Annotated in this window: 15 protein-coding genes and 1 pseudogene; all 16 read left to right on the plus strand. The window is 37.0% G+C overall.

The genetic code is table 11. From position 1 onward, the window contains the following. Positions 1 to 171 (plus strand): annotated as a pseudogene (gene eno / locus K364_RS26085) (phosphopyruvate hydratase); the annotation flags it as partial. A gap of 69 nt (positions 172 to 240) precedes the next feature. Continuing rightward, complete coding sequence (gene pyk / locus K364_RS0104290; protein WP_028306986.1) at positions 241 to 1,992, plus strand: pyruvate kinase; 1,752 nt, start codon at positions 241 to 243, stop codon at positions 1,990 to 1,992. Positions 1,993 to 2,201: 209 nt separating this feature from the next. Continuing rightward, positions 2,202 to 3,479: an ROK family transcriptional regulator gene (locus K364_RS0104295; RefSeq protein ID WP_207640828.1), complete on the plus strand. Its 1,278-nt coding sequence runs from the start codon at positions 2,202 to 2,204 to the stop codon at positions 3,477 to 3,479. A gap of 107 nt (positions 3,480 to 3,586) precedes the next feature. After that, positions 3,587 to 4,597: a C4-dicarboxylate TRAP transporter substrate-binding protein gene (locus K364_RS0104300; RefSeq protein ID WP_028306988.1), complete on the plus strand. Its 1,011-nt coding sequence runs from the start codon at positions 3,587 to 3,589 to the stop codon at positions 4,595 to 4,597. 31 nt (positions 4,598 to 4,628) lie between these two features. Beyond that, positions 4,629 to 5,087, plus strand: coding sequence for a TRAP transporter small permease (locus tag K364_RS0104305; RefSeq protein WP_028306989.1), 459 nt, complete (start codon positions 4,629 to 4,631; stop codon positions 5,085 to 5,087). A gap of 89 nt (positions 5,088 to 5,176) precedes the next feature. Beyond that, on the plus strand, positions 5,177 to 6,454 hold the full coding sequence (locus tag K364_RS0104310) for a TRAP transporter large permease (RefSeq protein WP_028306990.1): 1,278 nt from the start codon (positions 5,177 to 5,179) through the stop codon (positions 6,452 to 6,454). 57 nt (positions 6,455 to 6,511) lie between these two features. Beyond that, entirely contained in the window at positions 6,512 to 7,606 is a 1,095-nt protein-coding gene (locus K364_RS0104315) for a uroporphyrinogen decarboxylase/cobalamine-independent methonine synthase family protein (protein WP_028306991.1), read from the plus strand. A gap of 17 nt (positions 7,607 to 7,623) precedes the next feature. After that, positions 7,624 to 8,766 (plus strand): uroporphyrinogen decarboxylase family protein, encoded by a 1,143-nt coding sequence (locus K364_RS0104320; RefSeq protein WP_028306992.1) that lies wholly within the window; start codon positions 7,624 to 7,626, stop codon positions 8,764 to 8,766. A 68-nt stretch (positions 8,767 to 8,834) separates the two neighbouring features. After that, positions 8,835 to 9,593 (plus strand): glucosamine-6-phosphate deaminase, encoded by a 759-nt coding sequence (locus tag K364_RS0104325; RefSeq protein ID WP_207640829.1) that lies wholly within the window; start codon positions 8,835 to 8,837, stop codon positions 9,591 to 9,593. A gap of 13 nt (positions 9,594 to 9,606) precedes the next feature. After that, a complete protein-coding gene (locus K364_RS0104330; protein WP_028306994.1) occupies positions 9,607 to 10,632 on the plus strand; it encodes a uroporphyrinogen decarboxylase family protein in 1,026 nt (341 codons plus the stop codon). Positions 10,633 to 10,767: 135 nt separating this feature from the next. Further along, the gene (locus tag K364_RS0104335) at positions 10,768 to 12,024 is read left to right on the plus strand and encodes a glucuronate isomerase (RefSeq protein ID WP_028306995.1); all 1,257 of its coding nucleotides are present in this window, start codon (positions 10,768 to 10,770) and stop codon (positions 12,022 to 12,024) included. A 74-nt stretch (positions 12,025 to 12,098) separates the two neighbouring features. After that, positions 12,099 to 13,724 (plus strand): mannitol dehydrogenase family protein, encoded by a 1,626-nt coding sequence (locus tag K364_RS0104340; protein ID WP_028306996.1) that lies wholly within the window; start codon positions 12,099 to 12,101, stop codon positions 13,722 to 13,724. A 34-nt stretch (positions 13,725 to 13,758) separates the two neighbouring features. Continuing rightward, a complete protein-coding gene (gene uxuA / locus K364_RS0104345; protein ID WP_028306997.1) occupies positions 13,759 to 14,805 on the plus strand; it encodes a mannonate dehydratase in 1,047 nt (348 codons plus the stop codon). A gap of 200 nt (positions 14,806 to 15,005) precedes the next feature. Then, on the plus strand, positions 15,006 to 16,502 hold the full coding sequence (locus tag K364_RS0104350) for a sensor histidine kinase (RefSeq protein WP_028306998.1): 1,497 nt from the start codon (positions 15,006 to 15,008) through the stop codon (positions 16,500 to 16,502). Beyond that, the gene (locus K364_RS0104355; protein WP_028306999.1) at positions 16,495 to 18,027 is read left to right on the plus strand and encodes a response regulator; all 1,533 of its coding nucleotides are present in this window, start codon (positions 16,495 to 16,497) and stop codon (positions 18,025 to 18,027) included. Before K364_RS0104350 ends, K364_RS0104355 begins: the two co-directional genes overlap by 8 nt. A gap of 166 nt (positions 18,028 to 18,193) precedes the next feature. Continuing rightward, on the plus strand, positions 18,194 to 19,240 hold the full coding sequence (locus K364_RS0104360) for a TRAP transporter substrate-binding protein (protein WP_028307000.1): 1,047 nt from the start codon (positions 18,194 to 18,196) through the stop codon (positions 19,238 to 19,240).

The following is a 19,240-nucleotide window of genomic DNA, read 5'->3' on the forward strand; positions in this document are numbered from 1 at the left end:
AGCACCATAGCTGACATAGCAGTGGCCACAAATGCAGGACAGATTAAAACAGGAGCCCCCTCAAGGACAGACAGGGTTGCCAAGTACAACCAGCTCCTTAGAATTGAAGGTGAGCTGGATTATCTGGCACAGTATAAAGGTATGAAGGTTTTTTATAATCTTAAAAAATAACACCCAACTCCAGTAAAATAACACATCAAGACTCGTCCAGGCAGCATTGTAAAAGGAGGGATTAAGAAAATGATTCATACAAAAATTGTCTGCACCTTAGGCCCTGCCAGTGAAAAGGTGGAGATATTAACACAAATGATAGAAGCAGGCATGACAGTAGCCAGACTAAACTTCTCCCATGGATCCCATGAGGAGCATGCTAATAGAATAAGGCTTGTAAGACAAGCTGCCAAAGAGGCTGGAAAAGACGTGGCAATCATGTTAGATACCAAGGGACCTGAGATTAGGACAGGCCTAATGGAGGCAGATAAAATACTCTTAAAAACAAATGAACATATTATGTTAACCACAGAAGACATCCTGGGAACACCTGAAAGAATATCCATTACCTATAAAGAACTCTACAGAGACGTTAAACCCACAAACAAAATACTTTTAGATGACGGGCTAATTGAGCTGGAAGTAGAAAAGGTTGAAGGAACTGAGATATACTGCAAAGTGCTAAATGGCGGTGAGCTTTCAAATCGTAAAGGTGTAAATGTTCCAGGAGTCCAGGTTAACCTGCCGGCTATCACAGAAAAGGATAAAGCAGACATACATTTTGGAATAGAGCAGGAAGTAGACTTTATAGCAGCCTCCTTTATCAGAACAGCCTCTGATGTATTAGAAATAAGGAAGATACTAGAAGACAATGGTGCAGATATACACATCATCTCAAAAATAGAAAACCAAGAAGGCGTAGACAACATAGAAGAGATTCTTGCAGTAACAGATGGAATAATGGTAGCTAGAGGGGATCTTGGAGTGGAAATACCCTCTGAAGAAGTACCCCTTGTCCAGAAAATGCTTATAGAAAAATGCAACCGGCTTGGAAAACCAGTTATAACAGCTACCCAAATGCTAGATTCCATGATTAGAAACCCAAGGCCAACCAGAGCCGAAGCAAACGATGTGGCAAATGCCATATTTGATGGAACAGACGCAATCATGCTGTCAGGAGAAACAGCTGCAGGTAAATATCCACTGCAGTCAGTACAAACAATGGCCAAGATAGCTAAAAGAACAGAAACAGCCCTAAAGTATGAAGAACTTCTTGGTAAAAAACAGCTGCTGCCTCAAAAGACTGTAGCAGACGCAATCAGCTTTTCCTCATGCAATATAGCTCTAGAACTAGATGCTTCAGCTATCATAACACCAACTACCTCTGGTTCAACTGCAAGGATGATATCTAAGTACAGGCCAAAATCCAAAATTATCGCAGCAACACCAGATCAAAGAGTTGCAAGGAAAATGTCCTTAGTTTGGGGTGTACAGCCCGTTATCACAAATGAAACTAAAGGTACAGATGAAATGATAGCACAAGCAGTGCAAAGATCCTTGGAGGAAGAAAAAATATATCTAGGAGATTTGGTTATCATAACCACCGGTGTGCCTGTTGGAGTGCCTGGAACAACTAACCTGTTAAAAGTACACATAGTTGGAGAGGCTGCAGCCAGGGGAATGGGTATTGGCAGTCAAGTAGTTACAGGAAAACTGAAAATAGCAAAAGATGCGGATGAAGCATTGGATAAGGTTACTAAAGGAGCCATACTGGTGGCCTATGGTACTGATAAGGATTATATAAAAGCCATGGAAAAGGCTGCAGCAATCATTACTGAAGAAGGCGGCCTTACCTCACATGCAGCAGTGGTTGGAATAAGCTTAGGCATTCCAGTAATAGTGGGAGTATCTGATGCCATGAAGATACTAGAGGATGATTTAACTGTAACAATAGATACTCCAAGAGGAGTTATTTACAAAGGGGTAACTAAGGCCCTTTAACTTACCATTCAATAATAAAATACAGTAACCAAAATGCCCGGGTTAAATCCCGGGTATTTTAGTGTCTAATTAAATTTTCAAAAAAATTTAATTAGAAAGAAGGAAAATCAAAATTTCTACAGAATATACATAGTTAATTAAATTAATTAATTAAGTTGCGAGAAAACAGACTGGATACTAGGCAATACAAGGAGAGGTGGTGACGAAAAGTGAATAAAAACGCCGATATAATTAAACATGTTAAACAAGTCAAAAATGTTAAGCAGGTTAAAAAATTAAATAGAATGAATGTGCTGGGATTAATAAAAGAATATGGAGTTGTTTCGCGTAAAGACCTGGCTGATATTACAGGTTTAACACCTCCTGCAATAACCAACATTATAAAAGAGTTTTTAGAGTTGGGCCTGGTTACTGAAGAAGGAGTGGAAGAATCAAAGGGCGGCAGAAGACCTATAAGGTTAAAATTCAATCACGAGGCAGGCTATGTAATAGGCATGGAAATAATGATGAGTGAGGTCAAGGTAGCAGTTACTGATCTGAAAAATGACCCAACATATTTTGAAACCTTCTCAGTAGACATGGTTGATCCTAGGGTTGGTGTTCAGGAACTTGTTCTAAAATTGAAAGAATTTTTAAAATCTGAGGGGTTGTCAGAAAAAAAGGTTCTTGCTGTTGGCATAGCCTTTCCTGCCCTCATTGCGGGTAAGGAAGGTATTATAAAAAGGGCGGTTAATCTAGGCCCGCTTTGGAATGACTTTCCCCTAAAGAACATAATGGAACAGGAGTTAAAGCTGCCAGTTTTCATAGAAAACAACTCCAATGCCTCAGCCCTGGCCGAAAGATGGTTTGGAGGAGGAACAGAAAGCCGTAATTTAGTTTATATCAATCTAGGTGAAGGCATTAGTGCGGGAATTATCTTAGATGATCGTATAGTGTATGGATTTCAAGGTCATGCAGGAGAAATTGGCCATATTCTTATAAGACAAAATGGACCATTGTGTAATTGTGGTAACAGGGGTTGTTTGGAAAGCATTTGCGGTATACCGGCACTTATCAGAAAAGCAAATTCAGAGCTGACTCTGCTGCACAATAGCGATCCTTTAAAAGACTTATGGGAAGAAAATAAAAAAGTAACTATAGATGATGTTTTAAAATGTTCTCACATTAAGGGAACCTATGCATGGGAAATAATTAGACAGGCAGGAGAACATATTGGAATAGCTCTTTCAAATCTAATAAACCTTTACAATCCTGAAGTTATATTCATTGGAGGAAAATTATCAGCAGCAAACGATATTCTGCTCGAACCAATTTTAGATAAAATTAAGAGTCATGCCTTCCCTGAAATAGCTTCTTCTACAAAAGTAGAAATTTCATTATTAGGAAAGAACTCTGGTGCTATCGGTGCATGTGCCCTGGCTATAAGAGAACTGTTTACACCAAGTAGTGGTGTTATTCTAGATGAAGCTTATGATTGGGCATTGTAGGAGTGTTCTAACTGTACCTTAGGGGGTGGTTGTAAAAAACTTAACTTGTAATCTTGAGGTTCATAAAAGAGTTTTAAGTTGCAAAAAAATACAGTGGAGGTTATTACATGAAAAAAGTGAGATTAATAATAGTAATTGGATTAGTACTTACTATGGGTTTGGTGGCGGCATGCTCTTCCAACGATCAAGGAGGATCAGGAGTAGATGAAACTACTTATGTATTGAAGGTTGGTTATGTACAAAATGAGCAGGACTTCTTAACTCAAGGTTTATACCAAATGGCTGAAAGGGTAAAGGAACGTACAGATGGCAGATTGATTATTGAAGTATATCATAGTTCTCAATTGGGAGACACAGGTGATGTTATGGAACAAGCAAAGGCCGGAGCAGACGTTGGTGCTTTAACAGATGCAGGACGTTTAGCACAATATGTTCCACAAATGGGTATTCTAGATGCTCCATATTTATTTGATACTTATGAAGAAGGACTAAAAATAGTGACATCTGATTTATGGAAAGGATGGGAAGAGGAATTAGCAGCAAAAAGTGGATTTAGAGTTTTATCATTTAACTGGTATCAAGGTGCTCGTCATTTTCTAACTAATAAACCTGTAAGAACTCCGGATGATCTGAGGGGACTAAGAATAAGAACCACTGGATCACCTGTGTGGCAGGCAACAGTAGAAGCCATGGGGGCAAGTCCTACTGCCCTTGCATGGGGAGAAGTTTATTCAGGTTTGCAGCAAGGAGTCATAGATGGTGCAGAGGCTCAGCATCCTGGCACATATGGTATGAGACTATACGAAAATATCGACTATATAACAAAGACAGGCCACTTTCAGTTAGTAACCGGTCTTGTAGTTGGTGAAAATTGGTTCCAAACCCTTCCAGAGGAGTTTCAGCAAATACTTTATGAAGAAAGCTATGAGGCTGGAAAATGGGCATCTTATAAAGTTATTGAAAACTTAGATAAGCTTGAAGAGTTAATGGAGGCAGAAGGTGTAACTATTGATGAAATAGACTTAACTCCCTTTAAAGAGGCCGCAGATGTAGTTTATGATCAGTTTCCTGGATTTAGAGAACTGCAAGCAGAATTCAATGCGGTTTTAGGAAGATAATTTTTATAAGACTAGAGAAGGTGTATTTCAAATGCAGTTTTTCAAAAAACTTGTCATAACTGAGGAGCTAATTGCAAAGGTTTTACTGGTGGGAATTGTTATCCTTGTATTTTTTGCGGCAGTTATGAGATCTGCTGGTTATCCTATTCCATGGTCTGTAGATATGGCACAATTGCTTTTTGCATGGTTTGCATTTATGGCTGCCAGCCAGGCTTTAAGAAGAGATTCTCACATAGGAGTGGATTTTTTTACTAGAAATCTACCTATTAAATATCAAAAATATATTAGTCTTTTTCATTATATTTTAATAGGTCTGTTTCTTATTGTAATTGTTGTATTTGGAGTTAAATTGAGTCTTGACAATAAGGAACGAGTATTAAATTCCTTACCCCTAAGCTATTCCTTGGTTACTATAAGTGTCTCAATAGGATCTCTATTAATGTTAAAAACAGTGATTAGTAAAATTAAAGGTTTAATTAGCAAAAAATAATATATCCCTGGGGATAACCATTGTTCCCAGGGATTCCAAAAATAGAAAGATTTTAGGGTATTTCTATGTAATTACTGGAGTGTGAAAAAATGTTACTAATAGCAATTACGTTTTTTATATTGCTTCTATTTAATATGCCTCTTGGCTTTGCAATTGCGATATCGAGTATTACTTATTTTGTAGTGGAAACTAGCTTGCCTTATAGCATAGCAGTTCAACGAATGGTTACTGCTACCCAGTCATTTCCTTTGCTGGCTATACCATTTTTTGTTTTAGCAGGAAATCTCATGAATGCTACGGGGATTACTAGGAGACTGGTTGGGTTCGCAAACATCTTAACAGGACACCTTGTGGGTGGTCTAGCGCACGTAAGTATAGTTTTAAGTGCTTTAATGGGAGGGATCTCTGGTTCGGCAGTAGCAGATGCTGCTATGCAGGCAAGATTTCTGGGGCCTTCGATGATTCAAAGGGGTTATACCAAGGGTTACTCAGCAGGTGTAATTGCTCTTAGTGCTCTTATTACTGCTACAATACCACCTAGTCTTGGGCTAATAATTTATGGCTTTGTTGGTGAGGTATCTATTGGCAGGCTGTTTTTAGCTGGAATTATCCCTGGTGTATTAATGACATTATTCCTTATGGTACCAGCTTATATAATAGCTAAAAAAAGGGGCTACCGTGGAGAAAGGATAAAAAGAGCCTCCTTTAGTGAGTTTAAATCTAGTCTTAGAGAAAGCATTTGGGCACTCATATTTCCAATCATTTTGATTGTAGGAATAAGGTTTGGAATCTTCACGCCATCAGAGGCTGGGGCATTTGCTGTAGTATATGCCTTCATTGTAGGAAGGTTTATATATAAGGAATTAACTTGGGAAAACTTTAAAGATGTTGTGGATAAGAGTGTAACTGACAATGGTATGATATTACTTATCATTACTGCTGCATCCATATTTGGATATCTATCAGCCTATGATGGTTTGCCCCAAACTATGGCTCATTTAATTAAGGGTATAACTACAGATCCCATTATTCTATTGTTTATTGTATTAGGATTTTTATTTATCACAGGACTGATTATGGAGAGTACAGTTACTACTTTGCTGTTTACACCCATCTTTTTACCTATTGTGAAATCTGTAGGAGTTGATCCAGTACACTTTGGAATTCTTATGATGACCATTGTTACCATGGGGGCAATGACTCCTCCAGTTGGGGTTGCAATGTATACAGTCTGTTCAATACTGGGATGTCCCACTGAGCATTATGTGAAAGAGGCTTTGCCCTTTATTGCAGCCATTTTAATTTTGGTGACATTTTTAATTTTTTTTCCACAGGTTGTTTTATTCTTACCCAATCTTTTATTCTAGGTAAAAGTGTGATTGTACAGCTTAAATTATAAATATATAAATCATGGAGTGATAATCTTGTATAAGCTAGAGGTGTTTCTAAAGGATCTAGAAGATCGAATAGATGAAGAAATAGAAAATGATCTTATTCAACAGTGGAAGGATTTTGTAGATGGGAATTTTTCTGGAAAAGTATTTGCTCCGACTCGCAAAAAAACTTTTATTTCAGCTATAGAGTGGCCTCATATCATGGTAAACGACACCCTGGATGATATTGATAATATGGTCTTACAACAGTATGCTCTTTGCTCAAAATCACTTTCGGAAGGTAATGGAGAATTATTGAGCGTAAGATGCAACTTTGGCACTGGAATAATTCCATCTTTATTTGGCGCAGAAACCTTTTTAATGCCTTATGAATATGACACCTTGCCGGCTTCTAAGAAACTGCCTAATGGAAAAGCAGATATTAATAAAATCATAAAAAAAGGTGTTCCATCAATTAATAATTATTTAGGTAAAAAAGTATTTGAGGTAGCCGAGAGGTTTATAGAGATAGGACAGCAATATCCTAGAATAGGAGCATATATTAACATATATGCTCCTGATACACAAGGCCCAATGGCTGTTTGTCAAAGTTTATGGGGAAGTGAATTGTATCTTGATTTATGTTATGATGCTGACCTTGCCCATGAAATGCTAAGCCTAGCCACTGAGACTTTTATTGAATTTACTAACCAATGGTTCAAAGCAGTTCCCCCTGCAATAGAGGGTTACTGCGTTAACTGGTCTATGCTGCATAAAGGTAAAGTTGTGATACGTAATGACGATGCCATGAATATATCACCTGAGATGTTTAATGAATTTATACGACCTTATGATCAAAAAATTCTAGATGAGTTTGATGGCGGTGTAATACATTTTTGCGGTAGAGGTGATCATTATATCCATCTGCTCCATCAAATGCGTGGAGTTCATGCAATCAATATGTCTCAACCAGAATGCAATAACATGGATATTATATACCAAAATACCATTGACAAAGGAATTATGATAATTGGCCTAAAACACGATGAGGTGGAAAGAGCACTTTCCATGAATGTGGATTTTAAAGGTAGAGTACATGTGGGATCTTCCATAGCAGCATGGCAAGATGATTTCATCAAGTCTTAGAATAGGTGGAGGTTATAATGACAGGACGTGAAAGACTTTTATGTGTTTTACAAGGTTCTATTCCTGATAGAGTTCCTATAGGGCTTTTTGTACAGGAAGAGTTTTTATCATATTTCTTTCCTACAAAAAGTAAAGTTGATCGTGTTATAGACGGTAGTGAATGTGCAAGAATACTAGGATTTGATATTATCACACGGGGTTTAGAATTTACTGTACCTTACTTCCTTAAAAAAACTTATGCAAACTGGGAAGTGGAAAAGAAAAATCAAATTAGCAATGGAATTATGTATAGTACAGTACTTATAAGAACCCCTAAAGGAACTCTGAAACAGGTTGAGGGAACGCCCTATGATGAAAAAATAGCTGCAGGAACACATCCATCTACATTGGAGTATTTGATTGATGATGAAAGAGACTTAGAGATATTCCACAAATATGTTCCAGATATAGATGATGAAAGCATTAAGGAAATGAAGGAACATGGAATTCATGTAAAAAAAGTGATAGGTGATACCGGGATATCTGCACCATGGGGCTTTGGTGGGGTATATAACATGGCTTCAACTTATAGAAGTTTAGAAAAGCTAATGATTGATCCTTACGTAAATAAAGACTTCTATGAAGCTTATATGGGGAAAATGACTCAATTAATTGTTAAAAACTATGAGTGTTTATCTGAAACAGAATTTGACTGTTTAGGAGTTCAAGGTAATATTGCAAACTCGGCATTGATAGGAGAAGAATATTTTAAAAGTTTTATTCTTCCTTATGAAAAACAAGTTGTAGATGTGATTAAGAATGCTGGTAAATATGCCCTCTACCATAACTGTGGAAAAGCAAAAATTCTTCAGAAATCTTACGCAGAAATGGGCATAGATATTTGGGAAACTGTTGCTGGACCACCTCAGGGTGATAATAGTCTAGCTGAAGCTAAGCGTTTAATTGGAGATAGGGTTATCTTATCAGGAAATCTTGATCAGGTTAACTTTTTAAAAAAAGCCTCACTGGAAGAAATAGATAGAGAAGTAACTAGGATTATTAATATAGGAAAACCTGGAGGAAAGTATATTTTTGCTTGTTCAGATTATCTGGAAAAAGATACTCCTATAGAAAACATTAAAACGGTAATTGAAGTGGCAAAAAGGGAAGGTAAATACTGATAAATAATAGACAAAATATAACAATGATAAAACTAGGGAGAGACTTCAAATTGAATAAGATTACTGACATGAAAGTAGATAAGTTAGAGATAAAAGTATTCAATGATAGAATGAACTTGGGTATAGAAGCAGCTAAAGATTGTGGAAAAATCATAAGAGAATTACTTAAAGAAAATGAGAATATAAATGTTATTTTCGGTGCAGCACCTTCACAAAATGAATTTATTGCTTCACTTGTATCTAATAAGTTAATTCATTGGGATCGCATAAATGCATTTCATATGGATGAGTATGTTGGGTTAACACCTGACTCACCACAGCGTTTAGCTCACTATCTTGAGGAAAGGTTGGTAAGTAAAGTACAGTTTAAATCAGTTAATTATATAAATGGTTCAGCAGATGATATTCAAGCTGAATGTGACAAGTATTCAAAGCTTTTAATGGATTTTCCGGTGGATATAGTTTGTATGGGTATTGGTGAAAATGGCCATATAGCTTTTAATGATCCTCATGTTGCTTTGTTTGATGATGGTAAGCTGGTCAAAGTAATTGAACCCGATGAAAAATGTAGAAAACAGCAAGTAAATGATGGTAGCTTTAAAAATATTAATGAGGTGCCTAATAAGGCTATTACCTTGACTATCCCAGCGCTAATGGCTGCAAAATACATTTTCTGTATGGTTCCTGATAAAAGAAAAGCGGAAGCTGTATTCAATGCAATAAACGGTGATATTACAGAAGAATGCCCGGCTAGTATTTTAAGAACTCATGATAATGCTAAGCTTTATACTGATATCAATAGTGCGAGTTTGCTTATTAATAAATAGGGAGGAACCCTCAATGAACCATTCCCAATGGGAAATACTTAAAAAATGTGCAAATATGGAGGAAATGCAGGAAGTACCAGTAGGTTTAATAGTTGACAGCCCTTGGATACCAGGGCATGTTAATATGCCTACAATAGACTATTTTACCATGACAGATAAATGGCTTAATGCAAATATCAAGGTTATTAACGATTTTCCAGAAGTAATTTTCTTGCCTGGATTCTGGGTTGAGTACGGTATGGCCTTGGAACCCTCCGCCTTTGGCTGTAAAATAGAGTTCTTTGAAAGCACCACACCAAACATTAATCACATTATTGCTTCTACAGAAGAAGTGAGCAAGCTTAAAATTCCAAATCCTAAAACAGATGGGTTAATGCCCTTTGTGCTTTCAATTTATAAAAATATTGAGCCAAAGGTTAAGGATAAAGGCTATTGTATTAAAACTGTAGCTGCCAGGGGACCTTTAACACTTGCATCGCATCTTATGGGATTGACCAACTTTTTAATTGGGTTAAAAACAGATCCTGAAAATACACATAAGTTTATTAAAATAACTACAAAGACAGTAAAGGAATGGTTACAAGCACAAGCTGAGATCTTAAGTGAAGTAGAAGGCATTATGGTTTTAGATGACATTGTTGGTTTTCTCTCAAAGGAAGATTATTTGGAATTTGCTCACCCATATATGAAGGAGATTTTTGAGGCATTTCCAAATTGCATCAAGATGTACCATAACGATACTGATAATATAGTATTCATGCCATATCTAGAAGACTTAAAGGTTAATATTTTTAATTTCACCCATTTAAGGGATGTGTGCAAGGTTAGGGAATTAGTTGGTGATAAAGTTTGTTTACTGGGGAATGTAGCGCCTTTAGACGTCCTAACTAAAGGGGACTATAATACAGTAAAGGATGCGGCACAAGAAATAATTAAGTCTCATGGGGAAAAGGGTCTTATTCTGTCTGCTGGGGGAGGTACTTCACCAGGTACTCCCGGAGGTAATATTTCTGCTTTAATCGATGCTGCTAAAAGTTAATTTTTATCAATAGCACGTGACTTCACTGAGATAATTGAGCAGCTTTATTCTTAGCTTCTGATTACGCTAATCATATTACAGGTGAAGTAATAGAGATAAATGGTGGACTACTAATGGACTAAGGGGGATCCTTAAGTGAGAATTACAGATTTAAGTCAATTAAGAAACATTTTAAATAAAGAAATATCCGAAATAAAAGTTACAGATATCCATACCCACATTTATTCAGCAGACTTTAAAGGGCTTTTTTTATGGGGTATAGATGAATTACTGACATATCATTATGTGCTTGCAGAGTACTTCAGAGTGTCTGACATGGACTATGGAAGGTTTTTTAAGCTTTCTAAAGAGGAACAGGCGAACTTAATATGGCAGGAGCTCTTTGTAAATCGCTCGCCAATTAGCGAAGCCCAAAGGGGTGTTATAACAGTACTTGATAAACTGGGGTTAGATGTATCATCTAAGGATATAGATTATCTAAGAGCATACTTTAAGTCCATGAATATAAATGAATACTTAACCAGGGTGTTTGACCTTGCTGGAGTAAGGTGTGTGGTGATGACAAACGACCCCTTTGATAAAGAAGAAGCCAGCATCTGGAATAAAACAGGCAATAGCGATTCAAGGTTTAAAGCAGCTTTAAGAATTGATCCTTTGCTTAATAACTATCAAGAAACATATAAAGACCTGAAAGGGATGGGTTATAATGTTGAGCTGGATTTAAGCACAGAAAGCCTGGAAGAAATTAAAAGATTTTTATTTGAATGGGCCACAAAAATTCAGGCACTATATATGGCCGTATCTCTGCCTCCAGATTTTATTATGGAGGATAAGTCTACTAGGACCCATATAATTAAAAAATGTGTAATGCCAGTTTGCGCAGAGCTTAATATCCCAATGGCATTGATGATAGGAGTCAAAAGGGGGGTTAACAGCAAACTTGAATTAGCCGCAGATTCTCTAGGCAAAGCATCTATCAAACCCGTAGAGTATTTATGCAAAAACTATCCTAAAAATAAATTTATGGTAACAATGCTCTCAAGAGAAAACCAGCATGAATTAGCTGTAACAGCTAGAAAATTTAGAAACCTAATGGTGTTTGGCTGCTGGTGGTTTACCAATATCCCCAGCATTGTTGAGGAAATTACAAAAATGCGTATAGAACTTCTTGGAGCATCCTTTATCCCCCAGCATTCAGATGTAAGGGTTCTTGAGCAGCTAATTTATAAATGGGAGCATTCCAGACAAATCATAGCCAATGTTCTCCTGGAAAAGTATTCGTATCTGGTAAAAAGTAATTGGGAAGTAACAGAGGAAGATATTAAAAGAGACATTGATGCTCTTTTCAATAAAAATTTTTGGGATTTCATAGACGCAAAATTTACTGCTTAGCAAGTTTAAAGATTAATATATTTAACTATTAATATTGATTGAGCAAACGTTTTTTTGGCTGGGAGGAATTTGGCTTGACATTGAAATTGAGCATAGAGAGTTTAAAAGAAAGGGAACCATGGACTGAAGCAGAAATAGAACTGCCAAAATTTGATTATGAAAAGATGGTAGTTGAAACAATGGAAAACCCAAAATGGGTGCACTTTGGAGCAGGTAATATTTTTAGAGGATTTATTGCCATGCTGCAGCAAAAAGTTCTAAACATGGGCATGGACAATACAGGAATTATTGCAGTAGAGGCATACGATTATGAAATTATTGATAAAATCTATAAACCTCATGACAACCTTGGCCTGCTGGTTATTATGAATGGTAATGGTATATTAGAGAAGACGGTAGTTGGGAGTATAGCCGATACACTGGCAGCAGATGTTAACAGAAAAAGTGACTGGTCTAAGCTAAAAGAGATTTTTAAAAAACCATCACTGCAGATGGCCAGCTTAACTATAACTGAAAAGGGTTATAGCTTAAAAGATGCATCAGATGAATTTTTTGAAGATGTTCAAAGAGATATTGTTAACGGCCCCGAAAATCCAACACATATAATGTCCAAGATTGTTTCTCTTGCATACATTAGATACAAAAATGGAGAGCTCCCCATTGCCTTTGTCAGCATGGATAATTGTTCCCATAACGGTGATATTCTTCATAAATCACTCAAAACCATTGCAGATGAGTGGGTAAAAAATGGCTTAATTGAAAGGGGATTTCTTGCATACATTGATGACCCAAGTAAAGTTGCTTTCCCATGGTCCATGATTGATAAGATTACACCTAGACCATCTGAGAGTGTAAAAGCATATCTGGATTCTATTGGTTTTACGGACACAGAAATTGTTTGTACAGATAAGAATACCTTTATAGCTCCCTTTGTTAATGCTGAAGGTCCGGAATACCTGGTTATAGAAGACAATTTTCCAAATGGGCGAATGCCCCTGGAGCTAGTTGGGGTTTTTTTTACAGATAGAGACACAGTAGACAAAGTAGAAAAGATGAAGGTCTGTACATGCCTTAATCCACTTCATACAACACTAGCAGTATTTGGCTGCTTACTAGGGTATAAGCTTATAGCAGATGAAATGAAAGATAGCTGTTTGAAAAGGTTGGTTGAAGGAGTTGGGTATGATGAAGGCCTGCCGGTTGTAATAGTTCCAGGTATATTTAGTCCCAAGGAATTTATTAAAGAAGTAATAGAAGAGAGATTTCCCAATCCATATATTCCAGATACACCGCAGAGGATAATTACTGACACCTCACAGAAGATGGCTATAAGATTTGGGGAAACAATAAAGGCTTACCGTGATAGAGATGATTTAGAACCTGCAGAACTCAAATATATCCCCCTTGTGATTGCTGGATGGTGTAGATATCTATTAGGCCTTGATGATGAGGGCAAGGAAATGGAGCTTAGTCCTGATCCAATGGCAGAAGAGTTAAGGGCATATACTGCAGAAATCAAATTAGGCCATGTGGAAACTGTTGGAGAGAAGCTGCGACATGTTCTTTCAAATGAAGCTTTATTTGGATTAAATCTATACGAAGTTGGTTTGGGAGAAAAGATTGAGGAATACTTCAAGGAAATGATAGCAGGTAAAAATTCCGTCAGAGAAACACTTCGGAAACATTTGGATAAATGTTAGAAAAAATTAGTTGATTAGAGAGGTGAGAAGGACAATGAAAATGACCTTTAGGTGGTATGGAGATGACGATCAGGTGCCATTGGAGTACATCAGGCAGATTCCTGGAATGTATGGTATTGTATCAGCTGTGTATGATGTGCCTGTTGGAGAGGTATGGCCCCTTGATAAAATAAAAGCACTTAAAGATAAGGTAGAAAAACATGGTCTGGCATTAGAAGTAATTGAAAGCGTTCCGGTGCATGAAGACATTAAAATGGGCTTGCCATCACGGAATCGACTTATTGAAAATTACGGCCAGACATTAAGAAATCTCTCAAGGGCAGGAATTAAAGTTGTGTGCTATAACTTCATGCCGGTTTTTGACTGGACTAGATCCCAGCTTGATTATGAGCTTGCAGATGGTTCATCAGTTCTAATATATGATGAAGAAGATGTAAAGAGGATGAATCCTGCCACAGGAGACTTAAATCTACCTGGTTGGGATACCAGCTATACAAGGGAGAGCATTCAAGCCGTTCTTGAGAAGTACCAATCCATATCAGAAGAAGACCTTTGGGCTAATTTAAAGTATTTTTTAGAACGTATTATTAAAACAGCTGAAGAGGTCAACATTAAAATGGCTATTCATCCAGACGATCCCCCATGGTCAATTTTTGGTCTACCAAGGATAATAACCAGCAAGGAAAACCTGGAAAGATTCATCAATCTAGTAGACAGCCCTTGCAATGGACTTACATTGTGCTCGGGATCCCTAGGTGTATCTTTTGATAATGATATTCCTGCTATAATACGTCATTTTGGAGCAAAGGGTAAAATTCATTTTGCCCATGTGAGAAATGTGAAAATAACTGGTGATAAGTGTTTTGAAGAAGCCTCCCACAAAAGCTCAGATGGTTCCCTTGACATGGTTGAAATAATGAAAGCATATCATGACGTTGGCTTTGATGGTTATGTTCGTCCGGATCATGGTAGAATGATCTGGGGTGAAAAAGGACGCCCAGGCTATGGGCTCTATGACAGAGCACTAGGTGCAGTCTACCTCAATGGTATATGGGAAACTCTTGAAAAGACATGTAGATAGGATAAATTATTAGAAAAAACCTCCTCCCTCAAAATATAATAGTATAACGGCTAAACACCCAGGGCTTTTCTGGGTGTTTTCCATTATAGTGATTAGGTAGCAAGTTATGGTTTTAGAGTCTCTTTCAATACTAGAAGGATTTTATACTGCATATACAGAATTATTTTGTAAATATATGTGTAAATAATGAGGGCTAGTGGATGAAAATCAGCTTTTTTGTAAATAAATCAATTAAATTTAGACTGGTAATAATCTTATTAATCATTGTCTTAACAATAATATTTGGCTTGGGTGTGTCTATGTATAACCAACAAGTCATAGCCAAGGAATTTAATCGCTTCATAAGTAATAACACAAGCATGAACCTTTTATCAATGGAGATTAAAAGAGCGGAGGAGAGCTTAGAAAAATATCTAAGAAGCAGGAATATGAACGACTGGTTTGATTACAACACCAGCAATATTAGAATTACACATACCTTAGGGGGAATCCGCAGCGAAATAGGAGACGATAACAAAAATCTATTCTACTTCCGTACTTTAAGTAACATGCATGAGCTGCAGCAGGAATTAGCTGAGGAATTGATAGGCTATGAAGAACTTAAGCCAGAAGTGTACTCAAAAATATCTTATCTAAGGACATTATATTCATTCATGGACAAGCAGGCACAGGAATTAGCTATATCTTACCTGGAATTGAGCAGTTCTCAGTATAGTGAGATATTAGAGAGGTCTCAGGAAAACACCAATAGAATTTTTGCTGTAATCCTTACTTTTAGTACCATGGCCATAATGCTGTCTGTGATTCTCACTTTGGATATCACATCAACATTAAGCAGGTTATCTTCTAGTGCAAGGCAGCTGTCCCATGGGAACTTTGATGTGCCCGACATTAAATCAAGCAATTATGAAGAATTAAACACCTTAGCAACTGCCTTTAACAACATGAAAAAGGATATTAAATCATATATCCATGAACTACATGAAAAAGTAGAGATAGAATTACAATTAAATGAAGAAAAGCTCAATAATATTGAAAAAAGCAAGTTGCTGAAGGAAGCGCAGCTATTGACACTGCAGATGCAGATGAACCCCCATTTTCTTTTCAATACGCTAAACATGATAAGCAGAATGGCCATGTTTGAGGACAATGCTACCACTATCAAGTTAATTGAAGCTATTTCAGAGATAGTTCGCTATAATCTAGAGAATAAAGGAAAGGTGGTACCCCTAGAAAAAGAGCTGGATGTGGTTAGGGCCTATACTTATATTCAGGAAATGAGATACCAGGACAGGATGTCCTTATCTTTGAATATAAACGGTGACGTAAGCCATGTTACCATCCCTCCCATGATATTGCAGCCAATTGTTGAAAATGCCGTCAAACATGGTTTAAGGGATACCAATAAGGATGGAATGATTAGTATTGATGTAAATAATATACAAGGATATGTTACAATTTCCGTAACTGACAATGGAGTAGGAATAGCCCCTGGTGACCTAGAGAATATTTTAGCCGGCAATCCATCTGAAGACAAGTCCGATAGCAGGACGAGCATTGGTATTGTAAACGTAAAAAATAGACTAGAACTGCATTTTGAACAACAAAACCTTTTTGATATCAAGAGCAGCCCAGGACAAGGCACAACAGTTACGATTAAGGTACCATTAGAAGGGGAGGTGTTGACTGATGCTTAGACTGCTCATTGCAGAAGACGAGCTTATTGAGAGAAAATCTCTAAGGTTTCTTATATCCAAGTATTATCAAGGGGAGATAGAGATTGTTGGTGAGGCAGCAGATGGAAAACATGCCCATGAGCTTGCTGTAGAATTAAAACCGGACATTATTCTAATGGACATCCAGATGCCATTAATGGACGGACTGCAGGCTTCAGAAATGATTAAGGCCAACCATCCAGATGTTGAGATACTTATTCTAACGGCATACAGCTATTTTGACTATGCTAAAAAAGCCATAGGAATCGGAATAAGCGATTATTTGGTCAAACCATACTCGGATGAAAAGCTCTGTGAAGCAATGGATAAAATTATTCAAGAGATTAGAACGAAAAAGAGTCAACGGCTTAAAAATAAGGAACTCCAAAAACAGGTAAAAAGTCTCAGGTTCTTCATAGAAAAGGAAATAATCTTAGACATCATTCATGGAGCTAACTTGACACAAGGTAAAATCGAAATGTATAAAAGCATGTTAAACATTCAGGATGAAACGGCAGCTTGCATGATCATTAGAACTGAAACTGACCACAGCCTACAGAATGATAAACTACTAAGGGCAGCTAAAGACCATCTGAAGTCTTATGCAAAGGGACTAATAGGCTTTAGCTTTTACAAGGACATGGTTTTAGTGCTATATGGTGACCAAATAAATACTGCCATCAACAGTGGCCCATTTAAAGATGCAGTTAGTAGCCTTGAATTATATCTAAAGCAAAACTATGAACTTACGATTAGTATTGGCCTAGGTTCTGTTTCCTCCAGCTTTTCTGAGATGCATTTATCCTATGCCCAAGCGAGAGAATATCTTGATATCAAGCTCACTAAAGGTAGTGCTGATAAAAACAGGTCCTTTATCTACGAAAAGGAATTACATTTATGCGAGAGCATAATTAACCAGGATCTAGATGGAGCCATTAAGGTCTTTAAAGAGTTATTTTATTATTGTAAGGGCCTACCAAATTTAAATATAAATAACTATGTTAAGCAGTTGACAGTATTAATTGATAGAAACATTAACCAGTTTTTCGGACATGGTTTCAAATTAAAAGATGTTGAAATTATTCATGGTGAAATTGATAATCTAACAGATTCTAAAGAGATGATAATTTATTTCGAAAAACTCCTTAGCGATATGGTTTTAACGATTACTGAACATAAAAAGGATCGGACACAGCAGGTAATTCATGTGGTCAAGGAATATATTGATGACAATTATGCAGACAGCAGCCTGTCGCTAAATCAAGTAGCAGATTATATTGGCATAAGCTCTTTTTATCTAAGTAAATGTTTTAAAAAGGTAGAAGGTATAAACTTTAAGGAGTATTTAATCAAGGTTAGAATTAATAGAGCTAAACACCTGATGAGGGTGGAGAAGAAAACAGTTCAAGAGGCTGCTTTTGCAGTGGGATATACAGATCCTAACTATTTTAGCAGAGCCTTTAAAAACTATGTTGGGGTTTCTCCGAAGGAGTATACAAACAAATAATGGATATGTAAAAAGTTGGTGTCCTTACTAAAAGGCATCAACTTTTCACCTTTTTTAATCAGGGACAACTAAGTCTAGGAAATAACAACTAATTCCATGGTTTACATCTGAGGTGCTCTGGTATACTTGCCATGTAATTAACAAAATATTCTGAGGAGGTCATAAAATGTTGTTTAAAAGAAATGGAATAGTCTTGTTAACGTTTATTCTCTTAATTGGGTTAGCCTTTTTAGTTGGTGGATGTGGAGGAAACACAGCAAACAATCCAGAGCCAAGCCCAGCTCAACCAGTTAAGGAGGAGAAGATTGTATTAAAACTAGGTGAGTTAAATCCAGATACACATGTTATGACTATAGCTTTTAGAGAGTTCGCAAGAATCGTAGAGGATAAAACAGATGGAAGAATTGTTGTTGAGGTGTTTCCTGCAGGTCAGTTAGGCGATCAGCAGACCATGATCCAAGCATTGCAAATGGGAGCGCTAGATATTTACAGGACAAATCCATCCTTTTTAGCAGACCTTGGAATGGAAAAAATGAACGTTTTTCACCTGCCATTTCTATTTAGAGATGTAGATCACTGCTGGGATGTATTAAATGGACCCATTGGTGAGGAGTTTTTAAGGGTAGTTGATGACTCAGACAGAAAAATGATTGGCTTTGGTTACTTTGCTGAAAGTCCACGTAACTTTTTCTTTAGGAACAAGGTGGTAACCAGTATAGCTGACATGAAGGGTTTAAAGATTAGGGTCCCACAAAGTCAGATGTATTTGGATATTGTTGAAGCATTTGGAGCAAGTCCAACTCCCTTAGCCTATGCTGAGCTTTATAGTGCATTACAAACAGGTGTTGTAGATGGAGCAGAAAACCCACTTACAGGTTATTTCGTAAACAAATTCTATGAAGTAGCACCCTACTATACTTTAAATGGACATGAACTAGCTCCAAGTGTGATTATGTTCTCTGAATTGAGCTGGAGAAAACTTAGTGAAAGTGACCAAACATTACTTAGAGAATCCATGAGAGAAGCTGAAAGGTATATGCGCTCATTATCTGCTCAAAAGGATAAGGAAGCCATTGATGCCATGCTGGCAGCAGGTGTAACAATATCTGAAATTGATAATCATCAGGAGTGGGTTGATGCAGTAACTCCCTTATATGAAAAATATGGTGCAAAATACCTGGATGTTATTGAAAGAATTCAGAATGTAAAATAG

This window comes from Desulfitibacter alkalitolerans DSM 16504 (genome assembly GCF_000620305.1).
Taxonomy (GTDB): Bacteria; Bacillota; DSM-16504; order Desulfitibacterales; family Desulfitibacteraceae; genus Desulfitibacter; species Desulfitibacter alkalitolerans.

Bases quoted from the DNA above. Each gene is read 5' to 3' on its own strand.
- pyk (WP_028306986.1), top strand. From the start codon at position 241: ATGATTCATACAAAAATTGTCTGCACCTTAGGCCCTGCCAGTGAAAAG.
- K364_RS0104300 (WP_028306988.1), top strand. From the start codon at position 3,587: ATGAAAAAAGTGAGATTAATAATAGTAATTGGATTAGTACTTACTATG.
- K364_RS0104305 (WP_028306989.1), top strand. From the start codon at position 4,629: ATGCAGTTTTTCAAAAAACTTGTCATAACTGAGGAGCTAATTGCAAAG.
- K364_RS0104310 (WP_028306990.1), top strand. From the start codon at position 5,177: ATGTTACTAATAGCAATTACGTTTTTTATATTGCTTCTATTTAATATG.
- K364_RS0104320 (WP_028306992.1), top strand. From the start codon at position 7,624: ATGACAGGACGTGAAAGACTTTTATGTGTTTTACAAGGTTCTATTCCT.
- K364_RS0104325 (WP_207640829.1), top strand. From the start codon at position 8,835: ATGAAAGTAGATAAGTTAGAGATAAAAGTATTCAATGATAGAATGAAC.
- K364_RS0104330 (WP_028306994.1), top strand. From the start codon at position 9,607: ATGAACCATTCCCAATGGGAAATACTTAAAAAATGTGCAAATATGGAG.
- uxuA (WP_028306997.1), top strand. From the start codon at position 13,759: ATGAAAATGACCTTTAGGTGGTATGGAGATGACGATCAGGTGCCATTG.
- K364_RS0104350 (WP_028306998.1), top strand. From the start codon at position 15,006: ATGAAAATCAGCTTTTTTGTAAATAAATCAATTAAATTTAGACTGGTA.
- K364_RS0104355 (WP_028306999.1), top strand. From the start codon at position 16,495: ATGCTTAGACTGCTCATTGCAGAAGACGAGCTTATTGAGAGAAAATCT.
- K364_RS0104360 (WP_028307000.1), top strand. From the start codon at position 18,194: ATGTTGTTTAAAAGAAATGGAATAGTCTTGTTAACGTTTATTCTCTTA.